General features: G+C 43.5%; 20 protein-coding genes. 2 read left to right on the forward strand and 18 right to left on the reverse strand.

Translation table 11 applies throughout. The features are described 5' to 3' along the window. Nucleotides 1-28: 28 nt before the first annotated feature. Entirely contained in the window at nucleotides 29-1870 is a 1842-nt protein-coding gene (gene ilvD, locus PAND9192_RS18620) for a dihydroxy-acid dehydratase (protein WP_087854944.1), read from the forward strand. Nucleotides 1871-1874: 4 nt separating this feature from the next. Further along, nucleotides 1875-3428: a threonine ammonia-lyase, biosynthetic gene (gene ilvA / locus PAND9192_RS18625; protein WP_087821910.1), complete on the forward strand. Its 1554-nt coding sequence runs from the start codon at nucleotides 1875-1877 to the stop codon at nucleotides 3426-3428. 56 nt (nucleotides 3429-3484) lie between these two features. Here the strand turns inward: ilvA and PAND9192_RS18630 are convergent, their stop codons facing one another. The 18 genes from PAND9192_RS18630 to mioC all read right to left on the reverse strand — a co-directional run bounded on the left by PAND9192_RS18630 (nucleotide 3485) and on the right by mioC (nucleotide 20866). Beyond that, nucleotides 3485-3859, reverse strand: coding sequence for a helix-turn-helix transcriptional regulator (locus tag PAND9192_RS18630; RefSeq protein ID WP_087854945.1), 375 nt, complete (start codon nucleotides 3857-3859; stop codon nucleotides 3485-3487). Between the two features lie 240 nt (nucleotides 3860-4099). Next, on the reverse strand, nucleotides 4100-5935 hold the full coding sequence (glmS, locus tag PAND9192_RS18635; protein ID WP_087854946.1) for a glutamine--fructose-6-phosphate transaminase (isomerizing): 1836 nt from the start codon (nucleotides 5933-5935) through the stop codon (nucleotides 4100-4102). A 36-nt stretch (nucleotides 5936-5971) separates the two neighbouring features. Further along, on the reverse strand, nucleotides 5972-6745 hold the full coding sequence (locus tag PAND9192_RS18640) for a DeoR family transcriptional regulator (protein WP_060999296.1): 774 nt from the start codon (nucleotides 6743-6745) through the stop codon (nucleotides 5972-5974). A gap of 235 nt (nucleotides 6746-6980) precedes the next feature. Next, nucleotides 6981-8339 carry a bifunctional UDP-N-acetylglucosamine diphosphorylase/glucosamine-1-phosphate N-acetyltransferase GlmU gene (glmU, locus tag PAND9192_RS18645; protein WP_087854947.1) on the reverse strand — a complete coding sequence of 453 codons (1359 nt, stop codon included), beginning with the start codon at nucleotides 8337-8339 and terminating at the stop codon, nucleotides 6981-6983. A gap of 264 nt (nucleotides 8340-8603) precedes the next feature. After that, nucleotides 8604-9026 carry a F0F1 ATP synthase subunit epsilon gene (locus tag PAND9192_RS18650; protein WP_060999292.1) on the reverse strand — a complete coding sequence of 141 codons (423 nt, stop codon included), beginning with the start codon at nucleotides 9024-9026 and terminating at the stop codon, nucleotides 8604-8606. Nucleotides 9027-9043: 17 nt separating this feature from the next. Next, the gene (gene atpD / locus PAND9192_RS18655; protein ID WP_065167719.1) at nucleotides 9044-10450 is read right to left on the reverse strand and encodes a F0F1 ATP synthase subunit beta; all 1407 of its coding nucleotides are present in this window, start codon (nucleotides 10448-10450) and stop codon (nucleotides 9044-9046) included. Nucleotides 10451-10482: 32 nt separating this feature from the next. Next, nucleotides 10483-11349 (reverse strand): F0F1 ATP synthase subunit gamma, encoded by an 867-nt coding sequence (atpG, locus tag PAND9192_RS18660; RefSeq protein WP_060999288.1) that lies wholly within the window; start codon nucleotides 11347-11349, stop codon nucleotides 10483-10485. A gap of 45 nt (nucleotides 11350-11394) precedes the next feature. Beyond that, on the reverse strand, nucleotides 11395-12936 hold the full coding sequence (gene atpA, locus PAND9192_RS18665; protein ID WP_060999287.1) for a F0F1 ATP synthase subunit alpha: 1542 nt from the start codon (nucleotides 12934-12936) through the stop codon (nucleotides 11395-11397). 15 nt (nucleotides 12937-12951) lie between these two features. After that, on the reverse strand, nucleotides 12952-13485 hold the full coding sequence (gene atpH, locus PAND9192_RS18670) for a F0F1 ATP synthase subunit delta (RefSeq protein WP_060999286.1): 534 nt from the start codon (nucleotides 13483-13485) through the stop codon (nucleotides 12952-12954). Between the two features lie 16 nt (nucleotides 13486-13501). Continuing rightward, on the reverse strand, nucleotides 13502-13972 hold the full coding sequence (gene atpF, locus PAND9192_RS18675) for a F0F1 ATP synthase subunit B (RefSeq protein ID WP_060999284.1): 471 nt from the start codon (nucleotides 13970-13972) through the stop codon (nucleotides 13502-13504). An 82-nt stretch (nucleotides 13973-14054) separates the two neighbouring features. After that, the gene (gene atpE, locus PAND9192_RS18680; RefSeq protein WP_012551447.1) at nucleotides 14055-14312 is read right to left on the reverse strand and encodes a F0F1 ATP synthase subunit C; all 258 of its coding nucleotides are present in this window, start codon (nucleotides 14310-14312) and stop codon (nucleotides 14055-14057) included. 66 nt (nucleotides 14313-14378) lie between these two features. Then, nucleotides 14379-15182 carry a F0F1 ATP synthase subunit A gene (gene atpB, locus PAND9192_RS18685; protein ID WP_045072187.1) on the reverse strand — a complete coding sequence of 268 codons (804 nt, stop codon included), beginning with the start codon at nucleotides 15180-15182 and terminating at the stop codon, nucleotides 14379-14381. Between the two features lie 8 nt (nucleotides 15183-15190). Further along, on the reverse strand, nucleotides 15191-15580 hold the full coding sequence (locus PAND9192_RS18690) for a F0F1 ATP synthase subunit I (RefSeq protein WP_060999279.1): 390 nt from the start codon (nucleotides 15578-15580) through the stop codon (nucleotides 15191-15193). Between the two features lie 175 nt (nucleotides 15581-15755). Then, nucleotides 15756-16655, reverse strand: coding sequence for a ParB/RepB/Spo0J family partition protein (locus tag PAND9192_RS18695; protein WP_087854948.1), 900 nt, complete (start codon nucleotides 16653-16655; stop codon nucleotides 15756-15758). A gap of 8 nt (nucleotides 16656-16663) precedes the next feature. Further along, on the reverse strand, nucleotides 16664-17458 hold the full coding sequence (locus PAND9192_RS18700) for a ParA family protein (protein ID WP_060999276.1): 795 nt from the start codon (nucleotides 17456-17458) through the stop codon (nucleotides 16664-16666). A 14-nt stretch (nucleotides 17459-17472) separates the two neighbouring features. Then, nucleotides 17473-18093, reverse strand: a complete 621-nt coding sequence (gene rsmG, locus PAND9192_RS18705) for a 16S rRNA (guanine(527)-N(7))-methyltransferase RsmG (protein WP_087854949.1) — start codon at nucleotides 18091-18093, stop codon at nucleotides 17473-17475. Between the two features lie 10 nt (nucleotides 18094-18103). After that, nucleotides 18104-19993 (reverse strand): tRNA uridine-5-carboxymethylaminomethyl(34) synthesis enzyme MnmG, encoded by a 1890-nt coding sequence (gene mnmG, locus PAND9192_RS18710; RefSeq protein WP_087854950.1) that lies wholly within the window; start codon nucleotides 19991-19993, stop codon nucleotides 18104-18106. Between the two features lie 426 nt (nucleotides 19994-20419). Next, nucleotides 20420-20866, reverse strand: coding sequence for an FMN-binding protein MioC (gene mioC / locus PAND9192_RS18715; RefSeq protein ID WP_087854951.1), 447 nt, complete (start codon nucleotides 20864-20866; stop codon nucleotides 20420-20422). Nucleotides 20867-20992: the final 126 nt, after the last annotated feature.

Consider the following 20992-nt stretch of genomic DNA (forward strand, 5'->3'; position numbering starts at 1 on the left):
TGGCTGAACCAAAAAGGATTTTATTGTTATGCCTAAGTATCGCTCAGCAACCACCACCCATGGCCGAAATATGGCAGGCGCACGTGCTCTATGGCGCGCAACTGGAGTTAAAGATCAAGATTTCGGTAAGCCCATTATCGCCGTTGTAAACTCATTTACTCAATTTGTTCCCGGTCATGTCCACCTAAAAGATCTGGGGCAATTAGTTGCCGAACAAATCGAACAAGCAGGCGGTATCGCCAAAGAATTTAATACTATTGCAGTTGATGATGGTATTGCCATGGGCCACGGCGGAATGCTGTATTCATTGCCATCACGCGAATTAATTGCCGATTCCGTTGAATACATGGTCAATGCCCATTGTGCCGATGCGATGGTGTGTATTTCCAACTGTGACAAAATCACTCCAGGAATGTTAATGGCGTCATTGCGATTAAACATTCCAGTAATTTTTGTTTCTGGCGGACCAATGGAAGCTGGCAAAACCAAGCTTTCAGAGCAAGTGATCAAACTTGATTTGGTCGACGCGATGATCCAAGGTGCGGATCCAACAGTTTCTGATGAGCAAAGTGAGCAGATCGAACGTTCAGCATGTCCAACTTGCGGATCCTGCTCTGGCATGTTTACTGCTAACTCAATGAACTGTTTAACCGAAGCGCTAGGGTTAAGCCAGCCGGGTAACGGTTCAATGCTGGCAACACATGCCGATCGTGAGCAGCTATTTATTAATGCTGGTAAACGTATCGTTGCTTTAACTAAACGCTACTATGAACAAGACGATGACACCGCATTACCGCGTAATATTGCCAATAAACTCGCGTTTGAAAATGCAATGGCACTGGATATTGCAATGGGCGGTTCAAGCAATACCGTTTTACACTTATTAGCAGCAGCACAAGAAGGTGGGATTGATTTCACCATGGCTGACATTGATCAAATGTCACGTCGCGTACCACAGTTATGTAAAGTCGCTCCTTCAACCCCGAAATACCATATGGAAGATGTTCACCGCGCAGGTGGCGTTTACGCTATTTTAGGTGAACTTGATCGCGCCGGTTTATTCCACAACCAATGCCATAATATTTTGGGTGAAACCTTTGCCGAAAGCCTACGCCATTACGACATTATGCAAACCCAATCTCAAGTCGTAAAAGATTTCTTCCGTGCAGGCCCTGCAGGTATTCGCACCACTAAAGCTTTTTCACAACATTGCCGTTGGGACACCCTTGATGATGATCGTCAACATGGCTGTATTCGTAATCGAGAGTTTGCGTTTAGTAATGAAGGCGGATTAGCAGTGCTATCTGGCAACATGGCGCTTGATGGCTGTATTGTTAAAACTGCAGGGGTTGATGAAAGCTGCTTAACCTTTACCGGTCCAGCGGTGGTATTTGAAAGCCAAGATACGGCAGTGGAAGGTATTCTTGGCGGTAAAGTCAAAGCCGGTGATGTGGTCGTTATTCGTTATGAAGGACCTAAAGGCGGACCGGGGATGCAAGAAATGCTCTATCCAACCACCTATTTGAAATCGATGGGACTGGGTAAAGAGTGCGCCCTGATCACTGATGGTCGATTCTCAGGCGGCACCTCAGGATTATCGATTGGCCATGTTTCACCCGAGGCTGCCAGTGGCGGTACTATTGGCTTAATTAATAGTGGCGATATGATCGCAATTGATATTCCTAATCGCAGTATCAACTTACTAGTTGATGATGCCACGCTCGCCACTCGCCGTGCAGAAGCCGAATTACGCGGCTGGAAACCTGTCGCTCGCGAACGCCAGGTATCATTAGCACTTAAAGCCTATGCACTACTTGCGACCAGTGCCGATAAAGGTGCTGTACGTGATAAATCCAAGTTAGAAGGATAATCTGATGGCCGAAGTGAACCCTGTCAGCGATCAATATTTACTTAGCGGTGCAGATTATCTGCGCAATATTTTACGCGCCCCGGTGTATGAGGTCGCGCAAGTTACCCCTCTACAAAATTTAGCTCGCCTCAGTGCTCGCATCGGCAATCATGTGCAATTAAAGCGAGAAGATCGTCAGCCTGTACATTCGTTTAAATTACGTGGCGCCTATAACATGATGACTCAACTGACAGAACATCAACGTCAGGCTGGTGTCATTGCGGCATCTGCAGGTAATCATGCCCAAGGATTAGCGTTATCAAGCCAAAAGTTAGAGGTTAGCGCCACTATCGTCATGCCACGTACTACTCCCGATATTAAGGTTGATGCAGTACGCGGATTTGGCGCAAATGTGGTCTTACACGGTAATAACTTTGATGAAGCCAAAATTCATGCAGAAATGCTGGCGCAGCAACATGGCTATACTTTTATACCTCCATTTGATCATCCAGCCATCATTGCAGGACAAGGCACGATTGGTATTGAGCTGGTGCAACAAAATGGCCATCTTGAGTATGTCTTCGTTCCTGTCGGCGGTGGCGGTTTAGCCGCGGGCGTCTCTGTATTATTAAAACAACTGCTACCAGAGATTAAAGTTATCGGTGTCGAAGCGGAAGATTCAGCTTGTTTAAAAGCGGCTTTTGATGCCGGACAACCCGTAACACTTGATCAAGTTGGCATGTTTGCTGACGGTGTCGCGGTGAAACGTATTGGCAGTGAGACCTTTCGTTTATGTGAGCAATATCTTGATGATGTGATCACCGTCAGTAGCGATGAAATTTGCGCGGCGGTGAAAGATATCTTTGAAGATACTCGCGCGATTGCTGAACCGTCAGGAGCATTATCACTGGCAGGTTTAAAAAAATATGCTGAGCAGCAGCAATTACAGCAATGCCACTTAGCTGCTATTTTATCAGGTGCTAACCTTAACTTTCATGGTCTGCGTTATGTTTCTGAACGCTGTGAATTAGGCGAGAAACGCGAAGGGCTATTAGCTGTGACTATTCCTGAGCGTCCTGGGGCTTTTTTAGATTTTTGTCACCTAATTGGTGGCCGTGCTGTGACCGAATTTAACTACCGCTATAATGATGACAAACTCGCAAATGTGTTTGTCGGGGTACGATTACTTCAAGGCCAACAAGAACTTGAACATATTATTGCTGATCTGCGTCAAGGTGGTTATCCGGTAATGGACTTATCGGATGATGAAATGGCCAAAGTGCATGTACGCTATATGATTGGTGGCCGGCCACCTAAGCCATTGCAAGAGCGGTTATATAGTTTTGAATTTCCAGAATATCCAGGCGCCCTGACTAAGTTTTTATCTACCTTAGGCGATCAATGGAATATTAGCTTATTTAATTACCGCAACCATGGCGCTGATTATGGCCGAGTCTTATGTGGGTTTGAGTTAGCTGAACATGATTTGCTATCGTTTACCACCCACCTACGTAAACTTGGTTATCATTGGCATGATGAGACAGACAGCGCTGCATATAAGTTTTTTCTCGCCCAATAAACTCAAATAACCAAGTGCTATCAAGCAGCGTTAACGACGCTGCTTTTTTATTACAATCAATGGCGATGAGTCAGTGTTCGAGTATATTCCGCCATATACTGCGCTAATTGAATGCTTTGCTGTAAAATTATTTGGCGAGCAGAGTGGGGAAGGCAGCCAAAGCACTGGACTAATTTATCGATCTCTTCTTTATATTCACTTTCTATAATATCGAGCCCTAAATCACCATAGATAAACCAGGTTAACGGCCGTTCGGTTAGCTCTGAAATCTCAACCAATAATCGCACTTTTGGTTCCGTTTTACCGGTTTCTAAGTCCAAATAGGTTTGGCGTGCGACTTTCAATTGCTGGGCCATATAAACTTGGGTTAAGCCTTTCCACTCACGCGCCTCTTTGATCCTTTGCGCCATCTGTTGTTTACGATCTGTCATCATTTACTCCAAAAACCCGTTGTAAACATAATTACTACAACAACTCCTTGCAGATGATGCGCCAAGTTTTTTAGCCCCAAGTTACGATTAAATCAGACAATTATCGTTGCATATATGACTATTTTTGTATTTTGAATTGCAGTTCGTAAGTTTGCATTCAACTATTTTTATTTCGCAAAAATAACCCGCATTAAAAAAGGTGCCAATGCTGGCACCTTTGTTATAACTGCGTATGAACGACTATTCTACCGTTACCGCTTTAGCCAGATTACGAGGCTGATCGACATCTGTACCTTTGATCAGCGCAACGTGATACGCCAATAACTGCATTGGAATGGTGTAAAAAATCGGTGCAATAATCTCATCAACTTTCGGCATGGTAATGATCTTCATACCATCACCATCATCAAAATCAGCTTCATTATCAGCAAAAACATACAACAACCCGCCACGTGCACGTACTTCTTCAATGTTTGATTTTAGTTTCTCAAGTAAATCATTGGTTGGGGCTACCACAATCACTGGCATTTCAGCATCCACTAACGCTAATGGGCCATGTTTAAGCTCACCAGCCGCATAAGCTTCAGCATGAATGTAAGAAATCTCTTTCAACTTCAATGATGCTTCAACCGCAATCGGATAAAACTCACCACGACCTAAAAATAACGCATGCTGTTTATCTGCAAAATCTTCTGCTAATGCCTCAATCGGCTTATCAAACGCTAATGCTTGTTCGATATAACTTGGAAGCTGCTGCAATGCTGCCACAATGTGTTGCTCTTGTGTTTTATCTAGCGTGGTTTGCTGCTTACCAATCGCTGTTACTAGCATCAATAGTGCCACCAGCTGAGTAGTAAATGCTTTGGTTGATGCCACCCCAATTTCAGCCCCTGCACGGGTCATAAAGGCTAAATCAGACTCACGCACTAACGATGAACCCGCAACATTACAAATCGTCATTGCCGCCATGTAGCCTTTTTGTTTGGCAAGACGCAATGCTGCTAATGTATCTGCTGTTTCACCTGATTGGGAAAGGGTGATCAGTAAGCTATTTGGACGCGTAACGAATTTACGATAACGGAACTCAGAAGCAATCTCGACATCACAGCTAACACCAGCAATCGATTCAAACCAATACCGTGCCACCATGCCAGCATTATAAGAAGTACCACAAGCAATGATCTGAATATGTTCAACTTTATCGAGGATCGTCGCCGCATCACTGCCAATACTTTCGATGATCACATGATCATCGCTAATTCGACCTTCCATAGTGTTGATCAATGCACTTGGCTGCTCAAAGATCTCTTTTTGCATATAATGCCGATATTGGCCTTTATCTGCTGCATCATGCTCTACTGTTGATTCACTCACTTTACGCTCAACGGCTTGACCTTGGCTATCAAATACCGTCACTTTGCGCCGCGTCACTTCAGCAACATCACCTTCTTCCAAAAACATAAACCGTCGAGTGACATTCAATAATGCCAATTGATCAGAAGCAATAAAGTTTTCGCCAATGCCAAGTCCAATCACTAATGGACTGCCAGAGCGCGCCACCACCACTCGCTCAGGATCACGACTATCCATCACTACGGTACCGTAAGCACCTTCAAGTTGAGTAACGCTATTTTGTACTGCTGTTAATAAACAATCTGCCGAACGTAACTCCCAATCAACTAAATGGGCAATCACTTCAGTATCTGTTTGCGAACTAAAGACATAACCACGCTCACGCAATAACTCACGTAAAACCTGATGATTTTCAATAATACCGTTGTGAACAATAGCGATATGTTGACCCGAAATATGTGGATGGGCATTAGCTTCTGATGGTTCACCATGGGTTGCCCAGCGAGTATGCGCAATGCCGGTACCACCGCATAAATCAATACTCTCAACCGCATCAGCCAACGCTTGCACCTTGCCTAATCGACGTACACGCTGCAGCGTATTATCAGCAGCCACCACTGCAATACCAGCAGAGTCATAACCGCGATATTCTAAACGGCGTAAGCCTTCAATTAGAATTTCAGCCACATCACGTTGTGCTACTGCACCAACTATTCCACACATAATAATTCCTTTACCACAGCTTTGATTATTTCGAGATTATCCGTTAACGACGGCACGAATCACTCGCACCCCATGTTGCTCAATACTGGCTTTATCGCTATCACTTAAGCCTTCATCAGTGATCAAAGTACTGATCCCTTGCCAAGCTAATTCAAGGTTGGGGATTTTGCGCCCGACTTTATTTGATTCGACCATCACCACTACTTCACGCGAGACTTCAGCCATTACTCGACTTAACCCCATTAATTCATTAAAGGTGGTGGTGCCACGGGCAACATCAATGCCATCAGCACCGATAAACAGCTGATCAAAATCGTACGAACGTAATACTGATTCTGCGACCTGCCCTTGAAAGGATTCTGAATGGGGATCCCAAGTACCGCCAGTCATTAATAGCGTCGGTTCATTTTCAAGTGCATTAAGGGCATTGGCGACGTGAAGTGCATTAGTCATCACAATCAAACCTTGCTTACCCCCCAATAACGCGATCAATGCGGCAGTAGTGCTGCCACTATCAATAATAATGCGATGGTGATCGCGAATTTGATCAGCGGCTGCTTGTGCTATCGCTAACTTACACACTGAAACTTGTTCAGTGTGCTCAGTCGTGACAATTTCGCTCGGCATCGCAATCGCGCCACCATAGCGGCGCAATAATGAACCAGTAATCTCTAAGGCCGCTAAATCCTTACGGATAGTAACTTCTGAGGTAGAAAAGTGATGCGCTAAAACATCAACGCTAACCTCGCCTTGCTCACTGACCATAACGGCAATAGCATGGCGACGTTGCTGAGTATTACGTTTCGACATGAAGGTTAAACAACACAATAAGTTTCGATTTGAAACAAGTATAGCGTTACTAAAAAGGATCCTGCAATACCCTTGAAATAATTTTCATCACAAAATAATACGGCCAAGGGATAACATAGATAACACTAAAGTCGCAGTAAAAGACCAATATTTAGCCATAAAAAAAGCAGAGCTTGCGCTCTGCTTAATAATATATCGCTCTTTAAACTGACATTTTTTCAGTTATAGAATAAGACTATTTTTTGGTTGGACGCTTCCAACCTTTAATCGTACGTGCAGGTGTACGAGTGATCACCAGCTCATCTTCACCAACATTACGGTTAATGGTTGAGCCAGCACCAATAGTTGCGCCACTTGCTACTTTAACCGGAGCAATAAGTTGAGTATCAGAACCAACAAACACATCATCGCCAATTTCGGTCTTAAACTTATTAGCGCCATCGTAGTTACAAGTGATCGTACCCGCACCAATATTTACATTAGTACCAATCTCAGCATCGCCTAAATAACTTAGATGACCAGCTTTAGAGCCAACACCTAAACGAGCTTGCTTCATTTCAACGAAATTACCTACATGAGCTTGAGTCATTAACTCAGCACCAGGGCGTAAACGTGCAAATGGACCAACAGTACAAGATTCACCAACAATAGCGCCTTCAATCACACTGTAAGGGCTAATAATGCTGTTATCATCAATCTCACAGTTTTTCAGCACACAACCAGCACCGATAATCACGTTATCACCAATGCTAACACTGCCTTCAATAATAACATTCACATCGATTTCAACATCGGTACCGCATTGCAGTGAACCGCGTAAATCAAATCGAGCTGGATCACGTAGCATCACACCTTGCTCAAGTAAACGCTCAGCCTGCATAGCTTGGAATGCACGTTCTAAACGCGCCAGTTGCACACGGTTATTGACCCCTTCAACTTCAATCGCTAACGCAGGGTGTACCGCTTCAACCGCACGACCTTCATTATGAGCAATTTCGATGATGTCAGTTAGGTAATATTCGCCTTGTGCGTTCTCGTTCTTAAGCGATGCTAACCAACGCTTAAGATCGCCACCATTAGCAACCATAACGCCAGTATTGATTTCTTTAATCAGTTTTTGCTCTTCAGTGGCATCTTTTTCTTCAACGATCGCCACCACTGGGCCATTACGACGCACGATACGGCCGTAACCCATTGGGTTATCCAGAACTACAGTCAATAATGCAATACCGCCACTTGGCTGAGCATCAAGTAGATTCTCTAACGTTTGTGCGCTAATTAACGGTACATCACCGTATAGGATCAATGCTTTCTCATCATCAGCAAGATTCGGCACTGCTTGATTAACTGCATGCCCTGTACCTAACTGTTCAGCCTGTAATACCCAATTAACATTTTCTTTGGCTAATACTTGCTGCATGGTATCGCCACCATGACCATAAACCAGATTGATGCTACTTGAACCAATATCGTTACAGGTATCAATGACATGTTTAACCATTGGCTTACCAGCAAGGGTATGAAGAACCTTGGGTAAATTAGAGTACATACGGGTGCCTTTTCCCGCGGCAAGAATCACAGCACTAAAGCTCATGATAAGTATTCCTCTGAATGCATATATAGATTGTATACCCCTATTGTACCTGTAGATGCACATAGGTTTAAGATGAACTGCACATTTTAACTAAAAAATAACCAATCAAAAAACTCCGTATAGATAATATTTATTTATACATAAAAAAAACAGACCATTTATAACGCAATTATCTGTTGAGATTATCGATAAGATATAAATAATTTTTGCCCATAAAAAAAGCGACCCTAAGGCCGCTTTTTATGATGCTGCTATTAAATATGATTAACGTGAACGTTTAGTCAATTCAATAACGCGTAACTGAGCAATTGCTTTTGCTAGATCACTGGCTGCTTGGGCAAAATCGATATCGCCATGCTGATTATGAATTCTCTCTTCAGCTTGGCGCTTTGCTTCTTCAGCTTTCGCAGTATCTAAATCAATACCACGAATAGCGGTGTCAGCAAGTACGGTTACGATACCAGGTTGTACCTCAAGCATGCCGCCAGAAAGATAAATAACATCTTCTTCGCCACCTTGCTTGATAATGCGTACCATACCGGGAGTAATCGCACTCAACAACGGCGTGTGACCGGCATGAATACCAAGTTCACCTTCGCTACCTGTAACCTGAATACTTTCAGCACGACCAGAAAACAAACGTTTTTCAGCACTGACTACATCCAGATGAAAGGTTATCGCTGCCATATTGCCTCCTAATTAGCTTACAGTTTTTTGGCGTTTTCTAATACGTCTTCAATCGCACCACAGTACATAAATGCCTGCTCAGGGATATCGTCGTATTCACCAGCTAAAATACCTTTAAAGCTACGTAACGTATCTTTAAGTGATACGTAAATACCAGGAGAACCGGTAAATACTTCTGCTACGTGGTAAGGCTGTGTTAGGAAACGTTCAATCTTACGCGCACGAGATACAGCTTGCTTATCTTCTTCAGACAGCTCATCCATACCTAAGATTGCGATGATATCTTTCAGCTCTTTATAACGCTGTAGCAAGCTCTGAACGCCACGCGCAATGTCGTAATGCTCTTGGCCTACAACCAATGGATCAAGCATACGTGATGTTGAATCCAGTGGGTCGATCGCAGGATATAGACCTAGCGATGCGATTTGACGCGAAAGTACAACTGTTGCATCTAAGTGAGCAAAGGTTGTTGCTGGTGATGGATCCGTCAAGTCATCGGCTGGTACGTATACCGCCTGCACTGACGTGATAGAGCCAGATTTGGTTGACGTGATACGCTCCTGAAGTACACCCATTTCTTCTGCAAGTGTTGGTTGATAACCTACCGCAGATGGCATACGACCAAGTAGTGCAGATACTTCAGTACCAGCAAGGGTGTAACGGTAGATGTTATCGATAAATAACAGTACGTCACGACCTTCGTCACGGAAACGCTCAGCCATTGTCAAACCAGTCAAAGCAACACGTAGACGGTTACCTGGTGGCTCGTTCATCTGACCGTAAACCATTGCTACTTTTGATTCTTCAGGCTTCTCAAGGTTAACAACCCCAGCTTCCTGCATTTCAAAGTAGAAATCGTTACCTTCACGTGTACGCTCACCTACACCGGCAAATACCGATAGGCCTGAGTGTTGCAGTGCGATGTTGTTGATAAGCTCCATCATGTTAACGGTCTTACCTACACCCGCACCACCAAATAGACCGATTTTACCACCCTTAGCAAACGGACAAATAAGGTCGATAACCTTAACGCCAGTCTCTAACAGTTCGGTTGCATTTGATTGTTCTTCGTAGCTTGGCGCTGGACGGTGAATAGCGTAACGCTCTTGCTCACCGATTTCACCACACTCATCAATGGGTTGACCTAGAACGTTCATGATACGTCCTAAAGTCGCTGTACCCACTGGTACTTCAATAGGGCGGCCTGTATTTTCAACAGACAAACCACGACGTAAGCCATCAGAAGTACCCATTGCGATACCACGCACAATACCGCCACCAAGTTGCTGCTGAACTTCCAGTACTAATGTACCGTTTTCTTTCGCATCAACATGTAGGGCATCATATACTTTGGGTACAGAGTCCTGTGGAAACTCTACGTCGACTACTGCACCAATGATCTGGACGATCTTACCTGTAGCCATCGTTAATCCTCTAAACTTATTAATTCTTTGCCTTAAACAGCAGATGCACCAGAAACGATTTCTGATAATTCTTGTGTAATCGCCGCCTGACGGGCTTTGTTGTACACAAGTTGCAAGTCATCAATCAGATCACCTGCGTTATCGGTTGCAGCTTTCATTGCCACCATTCGCGCCGCTTGCTCACTGGCAAGGTTCTCAACCACGCCCTGATACACTTGTGATTCGACATAACGAACCAATAAAGCATCAAGTAACGGTTGTGGCTCGGGCTCATAAATATAATCCCAAGAATGGTTGCGCTGCATCTCTTCGTCTTCTGACTTAGGCAAAGGCAACAATTGATCAATCACCGGTTCTTGCACCATAGTATTTACAAACTGGTTGTATACTAGGTACAAACGATCTAATTGACCTTCATCATATTTCTTCAGCATTACGCCAACAGTACCGATTAGCTCATCAACCGTTGGTGAATCACCAAGGCCAGATACTTGAGCTGTTACGTTGCCGCCGTAGTTATTAAAAAATGCCGTTGCTTTTGCGCCAATTAACGCAAGATCAACTTCAGCACCTTTTTCAGACCATGTCTGTACATCGTTAATGGCTTTTTTAAACAAGTTAATGTTCAAGCCACCACACAGACCACGGTCAGTAGAAACAATGATGTAACCGACGCGCTTGGCTTCACGCTCTTCGAGATAAGGATGCTTATACTCAAGGCTACCAAGGGCGATGTGACCGATCACTTTGCGCATAGTTTGTGCGTATGGACGTGATGACTCCATCGCTTCTTGCGTTTTACGCATTTTAGAAGCGGCCACCATTTCCATCGCTTTAGTGATCTTCTGTGTATTTTGAACACTGCCGATCTTGTTACGAATCTCTTTTGCGCTGGCCATCGTCACTCTCCGTTAGAAGGTGATCGCTAAGCGATCACCAACCAATTACCAAGTTTGGGTCGCTTTGAAATCTTGCAGCAGTTTCGCAAACTGCGCTTCGATATCATCGTTATAAGCACCCGTTTCATCAATTTGAGCTACTAACTCAGCAAATTGACCTTTGGCAAATGAAAGCAACGCAGCTTCGAAATCAGCTAACTTGGCAAGTTCAATATCGCCTAAGAAACCTTTTTCGGCAGCAAAAATAACAATCGCTTGCTCAAATACAGACATTGGCGAGTATTGCTTTTGCTTCATCAACTCAGTCACTTTCTGACCGTGATCAAGCTGCTTTTTAGTTGCATCATCAAGGTCTGACGAGAACTGAGCAAACGCTGCTAGTTCGCGGTACTGTGCTAGGGCAGTACGAATACCACCTGAAAGCTTCTTGATAACTTTAGTTTGGGCAGCACCACCTACACGCGATACAGAAATACCTGGATCAACAGCAGGACGAATACCGGCGTTGAACAGTTCTGTTTGCAGGAAGATTTGACCATCGGTGATAGAGATAACGTTAGTCGGTACGAATGCCGATACGTCACCTGCTTGAGTTTCAATAATAGGTAGCGCGGTTAAAGAACCCGTTTTACCTGTCACTTCACCGTTCGTAAATTTCTCAACATAGTGCTCGCTAACACGAGAAGCACGCTCAAGAAGACGAGAGTGAAGGTAGAAAACATCACCAGGGAATGCTTCACGACCCGGTGGGCGTTTTAGCAATAGTGAGATTTGACGATAAGCAACGGCTTGTTTAGACAAGTCATCGTATACGATCAGTGCATCTTCGCCACGGTCACGGAAGTATTCACCCATTGCACAACCTGAGTAGGGTGCAAGGTATTGTAGTGCAGCGGCTTCAGAAGCAGATGCAACCACAACAATGGTGTTTTCCAATGCGCCGTGTTCTTCAAGTTTACGAACCACGTTCGCAATCGTTGAAGCTTTCTGGCCAATAGCCACATACACAGAGTAGATACCAGAATTCTTCTGGTTAATGATGGCATCGATAGCCATCGCGGTTTTACCCGTTTGACGGTCACCGATAATCAGCTCACGCTGACCACGACCGATTGGAATCATCGCATCGACTGCTTTGTAGCCCGTTTGCACAGGTTGATCAACAGATTTACGATCGATTACGCCCGGTGCAATTACTTCAACAGGAGAGAATGTCTCTGTTTCAATTGAACCTTTACCATCGATAGGCTGACCTAGAGTGTTTACAACACGACCAAGTAGCGCTGGACCTACAGGTACTTCAAGAATACGACCAGTACCGGTTACCTTCATGCCTTCCTGTAGCGAAGCATAAGGGCCCATTACAACCGCACCAACCGAGTCACGCTCAAGGTTAAGTGCTAAAGCGAATAGTCCGCCTGGTAGTTCAATCATTTCACCTTGCATTACGTCAGCAAGGCCATGGATTCGAATAATACCGTCGCTTACAGAAACGATAGTACCTTCGTTACGCGCTTCACTTACAACGTTGAAGTTTTCAATACGTTGTTTGATCAGTGCGCTAATTTCCGTGGAATTAAGTTGCATGCACAATTCCCCAAATCAAGACAGCAAAGTATCGCTCAGACGGTTCAATTTTCCCCGTACAGAGTTATCGATAACAAGGTCTCCAGCTCTAATTACAACCCCAGCAATCAGGGTCTCGTCTACACTGCAGGTCAACATCACTTTACGTGCTAAACGCTGCTCAAGTTTGGCGCTGATCGCATCTAACTGGTTTTCATCAAGAGCAATGGCAGATATCACCATAGCTTCGATGGTTTTTTCATGCTCATGTTTCATCAGCATGAATTCACCACAGACATCAGGTAGCGCATTGAGGCGTCCATTAACAGCCATCACTTTAATTAAGTTATGGCCGAATTCGTCGAGTTGCTCACTGCACACTGAAACAAATATTTCAGCGAGCTTGTCAGCGGCATAGCCACTATCAAGAATATCTTGCATAGTGTCATCAGTTGCCACAGCACCCGCAAAAGTTAGCATTTCTGCCCACTGTGCCAGCGCGTTATTCTCGACCGCAAAGTCAAATGCTGCTTTAGCGTAGGGGCGTGCGATAGTAGTCATATCCGACATGTGCTTGCCCCTTTAATTACAGTTCTGCAGTGACTTTGTTAAGAATATCAGTTTGCGCTTCCATATCGATGGAGCGCCCAATGATCTTCTCAGCACCAATCACAGCTAGAGTTGCAACTTGTTTTCTTAACTCATCACGAGCACGATTACGTTCAGCTTCAATTTCAGCCATGCCTTGAGCAAGAATTTTCTCACGCTCAGCTTGGGCTTCAATTTTAGCGTCATCAACAATTTGAGCTTTACGCTTATTTGCCTGTTCAATCAGCTCACTCGCGGCGCGTTTCGCTTCTTTCAATTGATCAGAAGCATTAGCTTGTGCAAGGTCCAGGTCTTTGGCAGCGCGATCTGCAGCTGCCAAGCCGTCAGCAATTTTTTTCTGACGTTCTTCAATCGCTTCCATAATTGGTGGCCATACATATTTCATGCAGAACACCACAAAGAAGAAGAAAGCGATAGCCTGACCCAGCAAAGTTGCATTCATATTCACAACGCATCTCCTTAAAAAGGGTTGCTAGGGTCCATTTACTCTGGAGTCAGCCTTCTTAATAAAGGCTGATCACAGCGGTTTATTAGCCAGCTAGTTGGCCAACAAATGGGTTTGCGAATGTGAATAGCAACGCGATTACGATACCGATCATTGGAACCGCATCCAGTAGACCTGCGATGATGAACATCTTAACTTGCAGCATTGGCGCCATTTCAGGTTGACGTGCAGCGCCTTCAAGGAATTTACCACCAAGAATTGCGAAGCCGATCGCTGTACCAAGGGAAGCAAGACCTACAATGATGCCCACGGCAATTGCAGAAAAGCTTAGTAAAGTTTCCATCACTATCTCCAGTTTATAGTTGTCGGCTAAAGTGCCAATAAAAAATATAAAAGTTACAAATAATCGTTAATGATTGTCTTCATGTGCCTGAGACAGGTACACAATAGTTAACATCATGAATACGAATGCTTGAATTGTAATGACCAGGATGTGGAAAATAGCCCACGGTACCGAGCCTAGCCATTGAGCCCACCACGGCATCAACGCCGCGATAAGGATAAACACCACCTCACCAGCAAACATGTTACCGAATAAACGCATACCTAATGAAATTGGCTTCGCAATCAGCGATACCACTTCAAGCAGTAAGTTAAACGGAATCATAATTGGGTGATTGAACGGGTGAAGAGCCAGTTCTTTTGCAAAGCCGAGTAGACCTTTCACTTTGATGCTGTAGTAAATCATCAATGCAAACACACCTAACGCCATTGCCATAGTGATGTTAACGTCAGCACTTGGAACCACTTTCAAATAAGGAATTCCAACACTTTGTGCGGCATACGGAAGAAAATCAATTGGCACAAGGTCCATGATGTTCATCAGTAAAATCCAACAGAAAATGGTTAGTGCTAACGGAGCAACAAGTGGATTGCGGCCATGGAAAGTATCTTTAACGTTGGTATCAACGAATTCAACTACCATTTCAACAAAACATTGTAACTTACTTGGTACTCCTGATGACGCCTGTTTTGCTACCTTGCGGAATACCCATAAAAAGAATAATCCGGTCAGGACAGAAAAAACAAGGCTGTCGATATTTACCGTCCAAAAACTTCCTTCACTCACCAAACCAAGCTTATCAGTCGATAAGTTAGTAAGGTGGTGAGTGATGTAGCTTGACGGCGTTAGCGCTTCACCTGGCGCAGCCATAACTGATCCTATTTGTTGTTGTTAATGAATAAAACCGGTCCAAAAATATTAATACCAAGAACCAGCAAATAGGTTAGTTGGAGGGGAACAAGTTCCACCCCTTTATACAGGTAAGCTGCGGCAAAAAGGATGACTGTTATGAGGATTTTGAGCACTTCTCCACCATAAAATGACGCCATGACTAATCGTGCCTTCCTGGCACCACTAAACATAAACGCACACATAGCAAATACAGTATTGGCGATTACAAAAATGCCGCCACCGATAAGTGCAGATATTCCCCAGTCAACATTGACAGCGAAGACTGCCGTTAATGCCGTAGCTACTACGACGCCAGATTGTAGTAACAGCAACCGTTTTGCCAATTGGCGTCCCGGTTTCACTAGCGCCGATACCATGTATTCGTTCCTCGAGTCCATTCCTCGACACAGAAGTGCGGGAAATACAGCGAAAATTATACGACTGAATAGATTGAATGCAATCTTATTGCAGCAAAAAAAACATTTATATTTTACAACAAAATAACTTAACTACCACAGGGTAATCGTCTAATCAAAAATTACCGCGAGCAGATCACAGTTCGTGGCCTAGCATTGCAAGAATTTGCGCTAATTTATCTTGTTGATCGTAATTAATAACAATTTTACCTTTACCATTTTTATTTTGATTAATGGCAACTTTGGTACCAAAACGCTCACTCAAACTTAATTGTAATGCGACAGTTTGTGGCTGTGGTGCCGACTTGACTGGCGTGGCAGTTGGATTTAATAGTGTTTTAACTAGCTTTTCAGCCTCACGCACAGTTAACAACTTATTGATGATTATTTGTGCTGTAGCTAACTGTTGTTGTTCATCTAAGGCTAATAAAGCCCTTGCGTGACCCATTTCTAACTGTTTTTGTTCAACCAATTGTTTGACGGCATCAGACAATTGATTCAAACGTAGTAAGTTAGAAACAGCAGCACGTGATTTACCCACAGCATCAGCAACTTGCTGGTGGGTTAATGAAAATTCTTGTTGCAAACGTTCTAAAGCACGCGCTTCTTCGATGGCATTAAGATCTTCACGTTGAATATTCTCAATCAACGCAATCGCAACCGTGGCACGATCATCAACGTTTTTGATAATACAAGGAACAGTTTGTAACCCAGCTTGACGTGCTGCTTGCCAACGACGCTCACCAGCAATAATTTCATACCGTTGATTATCAATACGACGCACAACAATCGGCTGAATAACACCTTGAGCACGAATCGAATCGGCTAATTCAGTTAGCGCATCAGCAGCCATTGTTTTACGAGGCTGGTATTGACCAGAGCTCAATGCTGACACTGCAATTTGGCATAATTCACCATCAACAGCAGCTTGCTGTGAGGCGTGCTCATCATGTTGTTGTTTCTTTGCTTGAGCAACATTACTGGTGGCAAGTAGGGCATCAAGGCCTTTGCCCAAGCCTCTTTTATTGAAATTCATGGAAAACCTTACGCTTCAACCGGAGTGGCTTGCAGTGCTAATTCATCACGGCGAATCATTTCACCGGCCAACGCTAAATACGCCTTAGCACCACTAGAATATTTATCATAATACATTGCAGGACGACCATGACTTGGCGCCTCAGCAAGACGCACGTTACGTGGAATAACAGTACGATATACTTTATCACCAAAATGCTTTTTAAGCTGCTGTGATACCTCATTTGAAAGTCGATTACGAGGATCAAACATGGTACGCAACAAACCTTCAATTTTAAGATCACTGTTAACAACGGCGGTTAACTTACTGATGGTATCCATCAAGGCCGTTAAACCTTCAAGAGCAAAATATTCACACTGCATTGGTACCAATACCGAATCAGCAGCAGTCATTGCATTGATAGTTAACAAGTTTAAAGATGGTGGACAGTCAATGAAAATATAATCGTAATTATCACGAACAGACGCTAACGCATTGCGTAGCCGCGTTTCGCGAGCAAACACTTCCATTAATTTAATTTCAGCAGCAGTAACATCACCATTGGCAGCTATCAAATGATAGCCACCGGTAGTTTCGTTAATAACAACTTGATTAAAAGGAGTTTCATCAACCAAAAGATCATAAGCGCTGGCTTCAACTTGGTATTTGTCGACGCCACTGGCCATGGTCGCGTTACCTTGAGGATCAAGATCGATCACCAATATTTTACGCTGAGTAGCAGCCAATGAAGCAGCCAGATTGACACACGATGTTGTTTTACCAACACCACCTTTCTGATTTGCAACAGCTATGATTCTTCCCACAAAAACCTCAACAATTAATCTTTGGCTGTTAATACAACTAAATGACGCTCGCCTTCGAGATCAGGAACCTGTAACGATTTAACTTCAACAACAGTACACCACTCTGGAAGCTCTGCAGCTTCATCTTGATTGTACTGTCCTTTCAAAGCGAAGAATTGACCACCTTGTTTCGGTAAATGGTGACACCAATTAACCATGTCAGACATTGAGGCAAAAGCACGGCTTAATACCGCATCAAACCCTTCGCCGGGATCAAATTCTTCAACACGACTTTGAACAGCAGTCACGTTGGTAATTTTTAGCTCATGGATCACTTGGCGAATAAATCGAATTCGTTTACCTAAACTATCAAGCAGCGTAAATGATTTATTCGGGCACATAATCGCTAACGGAATGCCAGGTAACCCCGGTCCCGTACCAACATCAATGTAACGTTCACCGTCTAAATATTGGCTCACCACAATACTATCCATAATGTGTTTAACTAACATTTCATTCGGATCGCGCACAGAAGTCAGATTATACGCTTTATTCCATTTGTGCAGCAGTTGCACATAACCGATCAATTGATCAAGTTGTTGTTCTGTGACCTGAAGATCAGTTTGAGCGATAAGTTGTATCAAACGTTGTTTCATTATCTAACCCTTATTCGCCTTTTTTAAGCAAGCCATGTTTTTTCAAATAAACCAATAGCAATGAAATTGCCGCTGGCGTAATACCTGAAATACGAGATGCCATACCGACAGATTCTGGCTTAGCATCATTAAGCTTAATCACCACTTCATTTGATAAGCCTTTCACCAAGCTATAATCAAGATCAAACGGTAGTTTAGTCGTTTCATGACGTAATGATTTTTCTACTTCGTCACGCTGACGATCAATATAACCTTGGTATTTAATTTGAATTTCAACTTGCTCACGCGCTTCAATATCATCGTGTGCAGGTGCAAAAGTTTCAATATTGGTTAATTGCTCATAAGTCACTTCAGGACGACGAAGAAGATCTTCGCCATTAGCTTCACGCACGATCGGTGATTTCAGGATCTTATTTAAACTTTCAATATGATCAGAATTAGGATTAACCCAAATATCTTTCAAACGCTGGCGTTCTTGTTCCATATTTTCTAATTTTTGATTGAAACGCGCCCAGCGTTCATCATCAACTAGACCTAATTCACGCCCCATTGGGGTTAAACGTAAATCAGCATTATCTTCACGTAACAACAAACGGTATTCCGCGCGTGACGTGAACATACGGTAAGGTTCTTTAGTACCAATGGTTGATAGGTCATCAATCAATACACCCATATAAGCCTGATCGCGACGTGGACTCCAACCTTCTTTGTCTTGGGTTTGAAGAGCGGCGTTCATACCCGCCATTAGGCCTTGTGCGGCAGCTTCTTCATAACCAGTAGTACCGTTAATTTGTCCCGCAAAGAATAAACCATCAATGTATTTATTTTCATAGGTTTGCTTAAGGTCGCGCGGATCAAAGAAATCATACTCGATCGCATAACCTGGACGCATAATGGTCGCATTTTCAAAGCCTTTCATTGAACGAACAATTTGCATTTGAACGTCAAAAGGTAAGCTGGTTGAAATACCATTCGGATAAAGTTCATTAGTGGTTAAGCCTTCAGGCTCAATGAAAATTTGGTGGCTATTTTTATCCGCAAAACGCATTACTTTATCTTCAATTGAAGGGCAGTAACGCGGACCAATACCTTCAATCACACCGGCATACATTGGACTACGATCAAGGTTATTACGAATCACTTCATGAGTACGCTCATTGGTGTAAGTAATAAAACATGGAATTTGACGCGGGTGGTCAGATTGCTTACCCATGAACGAAAACGTTGGGGTTGGGTTATCACCGTGTTGAGTTTCAAGCACACTAAAATCAACACTACGCGCATCAATGCGTGGTGGAGTACCGGTTTTCAAGCGATCAACACGTAATGGTAATTCACGTAGACGATCAGCTAAGGCATTTGATGCCGGATCGCCCGTACGACCACCGCTATAATTTTCTAAGCCAATGTGAATTTTGCCGCCAAGGAATGTACCTACGGTCAATACCACAGCTTTAGCATGGAATTTCAATCCCATTTCTGTAACCACGCCTGTTGCGCGATTATTTTCAACAATAAGATCAGTCACAGCTTGCTGGAAAATCATCAAATTTGGCTGATTTTCTAATACGTTACGTACTGCTGCTTTGTAAAGTGCACGGTCTGCTTGTGCACGTGTTGCCCGTACTGCTGGGCCTTTGGAAGAGTTGAGTGTGCGGAATTGAATACCGCCTTTATCGATGGCATGTGCCATCAAGCCGCCAAGGGCATCAACTTCTTTAACCAGGTGTCCTTTCCCGATCCCGCCGATAGCTGGGTTGCACGACATTTGGCCCAACGTATCGATATTATGGGTCAACAGTAAGGTTTTTTGTCCCATTCGGGCTGCTGCCAGTGCCGCTTCTGTACCGGCATGACCGCCACCCACAACGATGACATCAAATTTTTCCTGGTAAAACATGAAACTTCCTCAGGTATTTAAATAGCCAGTGAGTTAACTCGAGCAAAGGGCGGACATTCTATCCTGTTTCTTAGCAAGAGAGAATCTTTCATCAAGATCATTTGATCGGCCATTTTGATTGTTTAAATATATATAAGATCTTTTTAAAGAGATCTTCTATTAGATCTACTATTAGGATCCACTGATCGTGTGGATAACCGTCAAATGATCCTTATGATCATGCATTTAAAGAAGATCATTTACTGTGGAGTAGCTTGGATCTTCCAGAGGATAGGCTGGGATCAAAATAGCTACTTATACACAGGGCTCTGTGGCCACATAAGTTATTAAATGGATAACTATGGGTTGATCACCGTTTAGATCTATAGTTATCCACAGAAAAAACTATTAAAGAACATAAATAATTGAGTAACTATTGACCGTTTTTTAACCGTTAAGGTAATTTTGCCACTCTTCAAGCCAGATTTCTGCTGGTTCTTCAGGTACCGGTGTCATTGATACATCAATATCCAGTCGTTGACCGATTGCCGTTGCACCTAATTGAACTAATAAAGCCTCAATATTTTTGCCTGCTGCACAAAAGGTATCGTAGTTACTGTCTCCAAGCCCAATAACGGCAAATTTCAACGCCTCAAGCGTGGGTTTTTGCTCACTAAGTGCATTAGCAAAGGCAACAAAGTTATCTGGATAATCACCAGCACCGTGAGTAGAGCAAATAATCAACCAAATAGAATCTTGATCCAGCTGTTCAAGTTGAGGTTGATTGATGATATTGGTTTGATGGCCTTGTGCTGTTAATAATTCAGCGACATGATCGGCGACATATTCAGCACCACCAAGAGTGCTGCCTGTGATCAGAGTAATAGTTGACATAATTATCCTTAGAGTGAGCGCTTTGATGGGATCATCGACATCAAACGAAATACCTAGCGAATATTGTACTGAGATCAAACCCTATAAAGATAGCCTTTATGGTATATGAAGGCCGTTTTATTCACT

It is taken from the genome of Photobacterium andalusiense (assembly GCF_900185625.1).
Lineage (GTDB): Bacteria > Pseudomonadota > Gammaproteobacteria > Enterobacterales > Vibrionaceae > Photobacterium > Photobacterium aquimaris.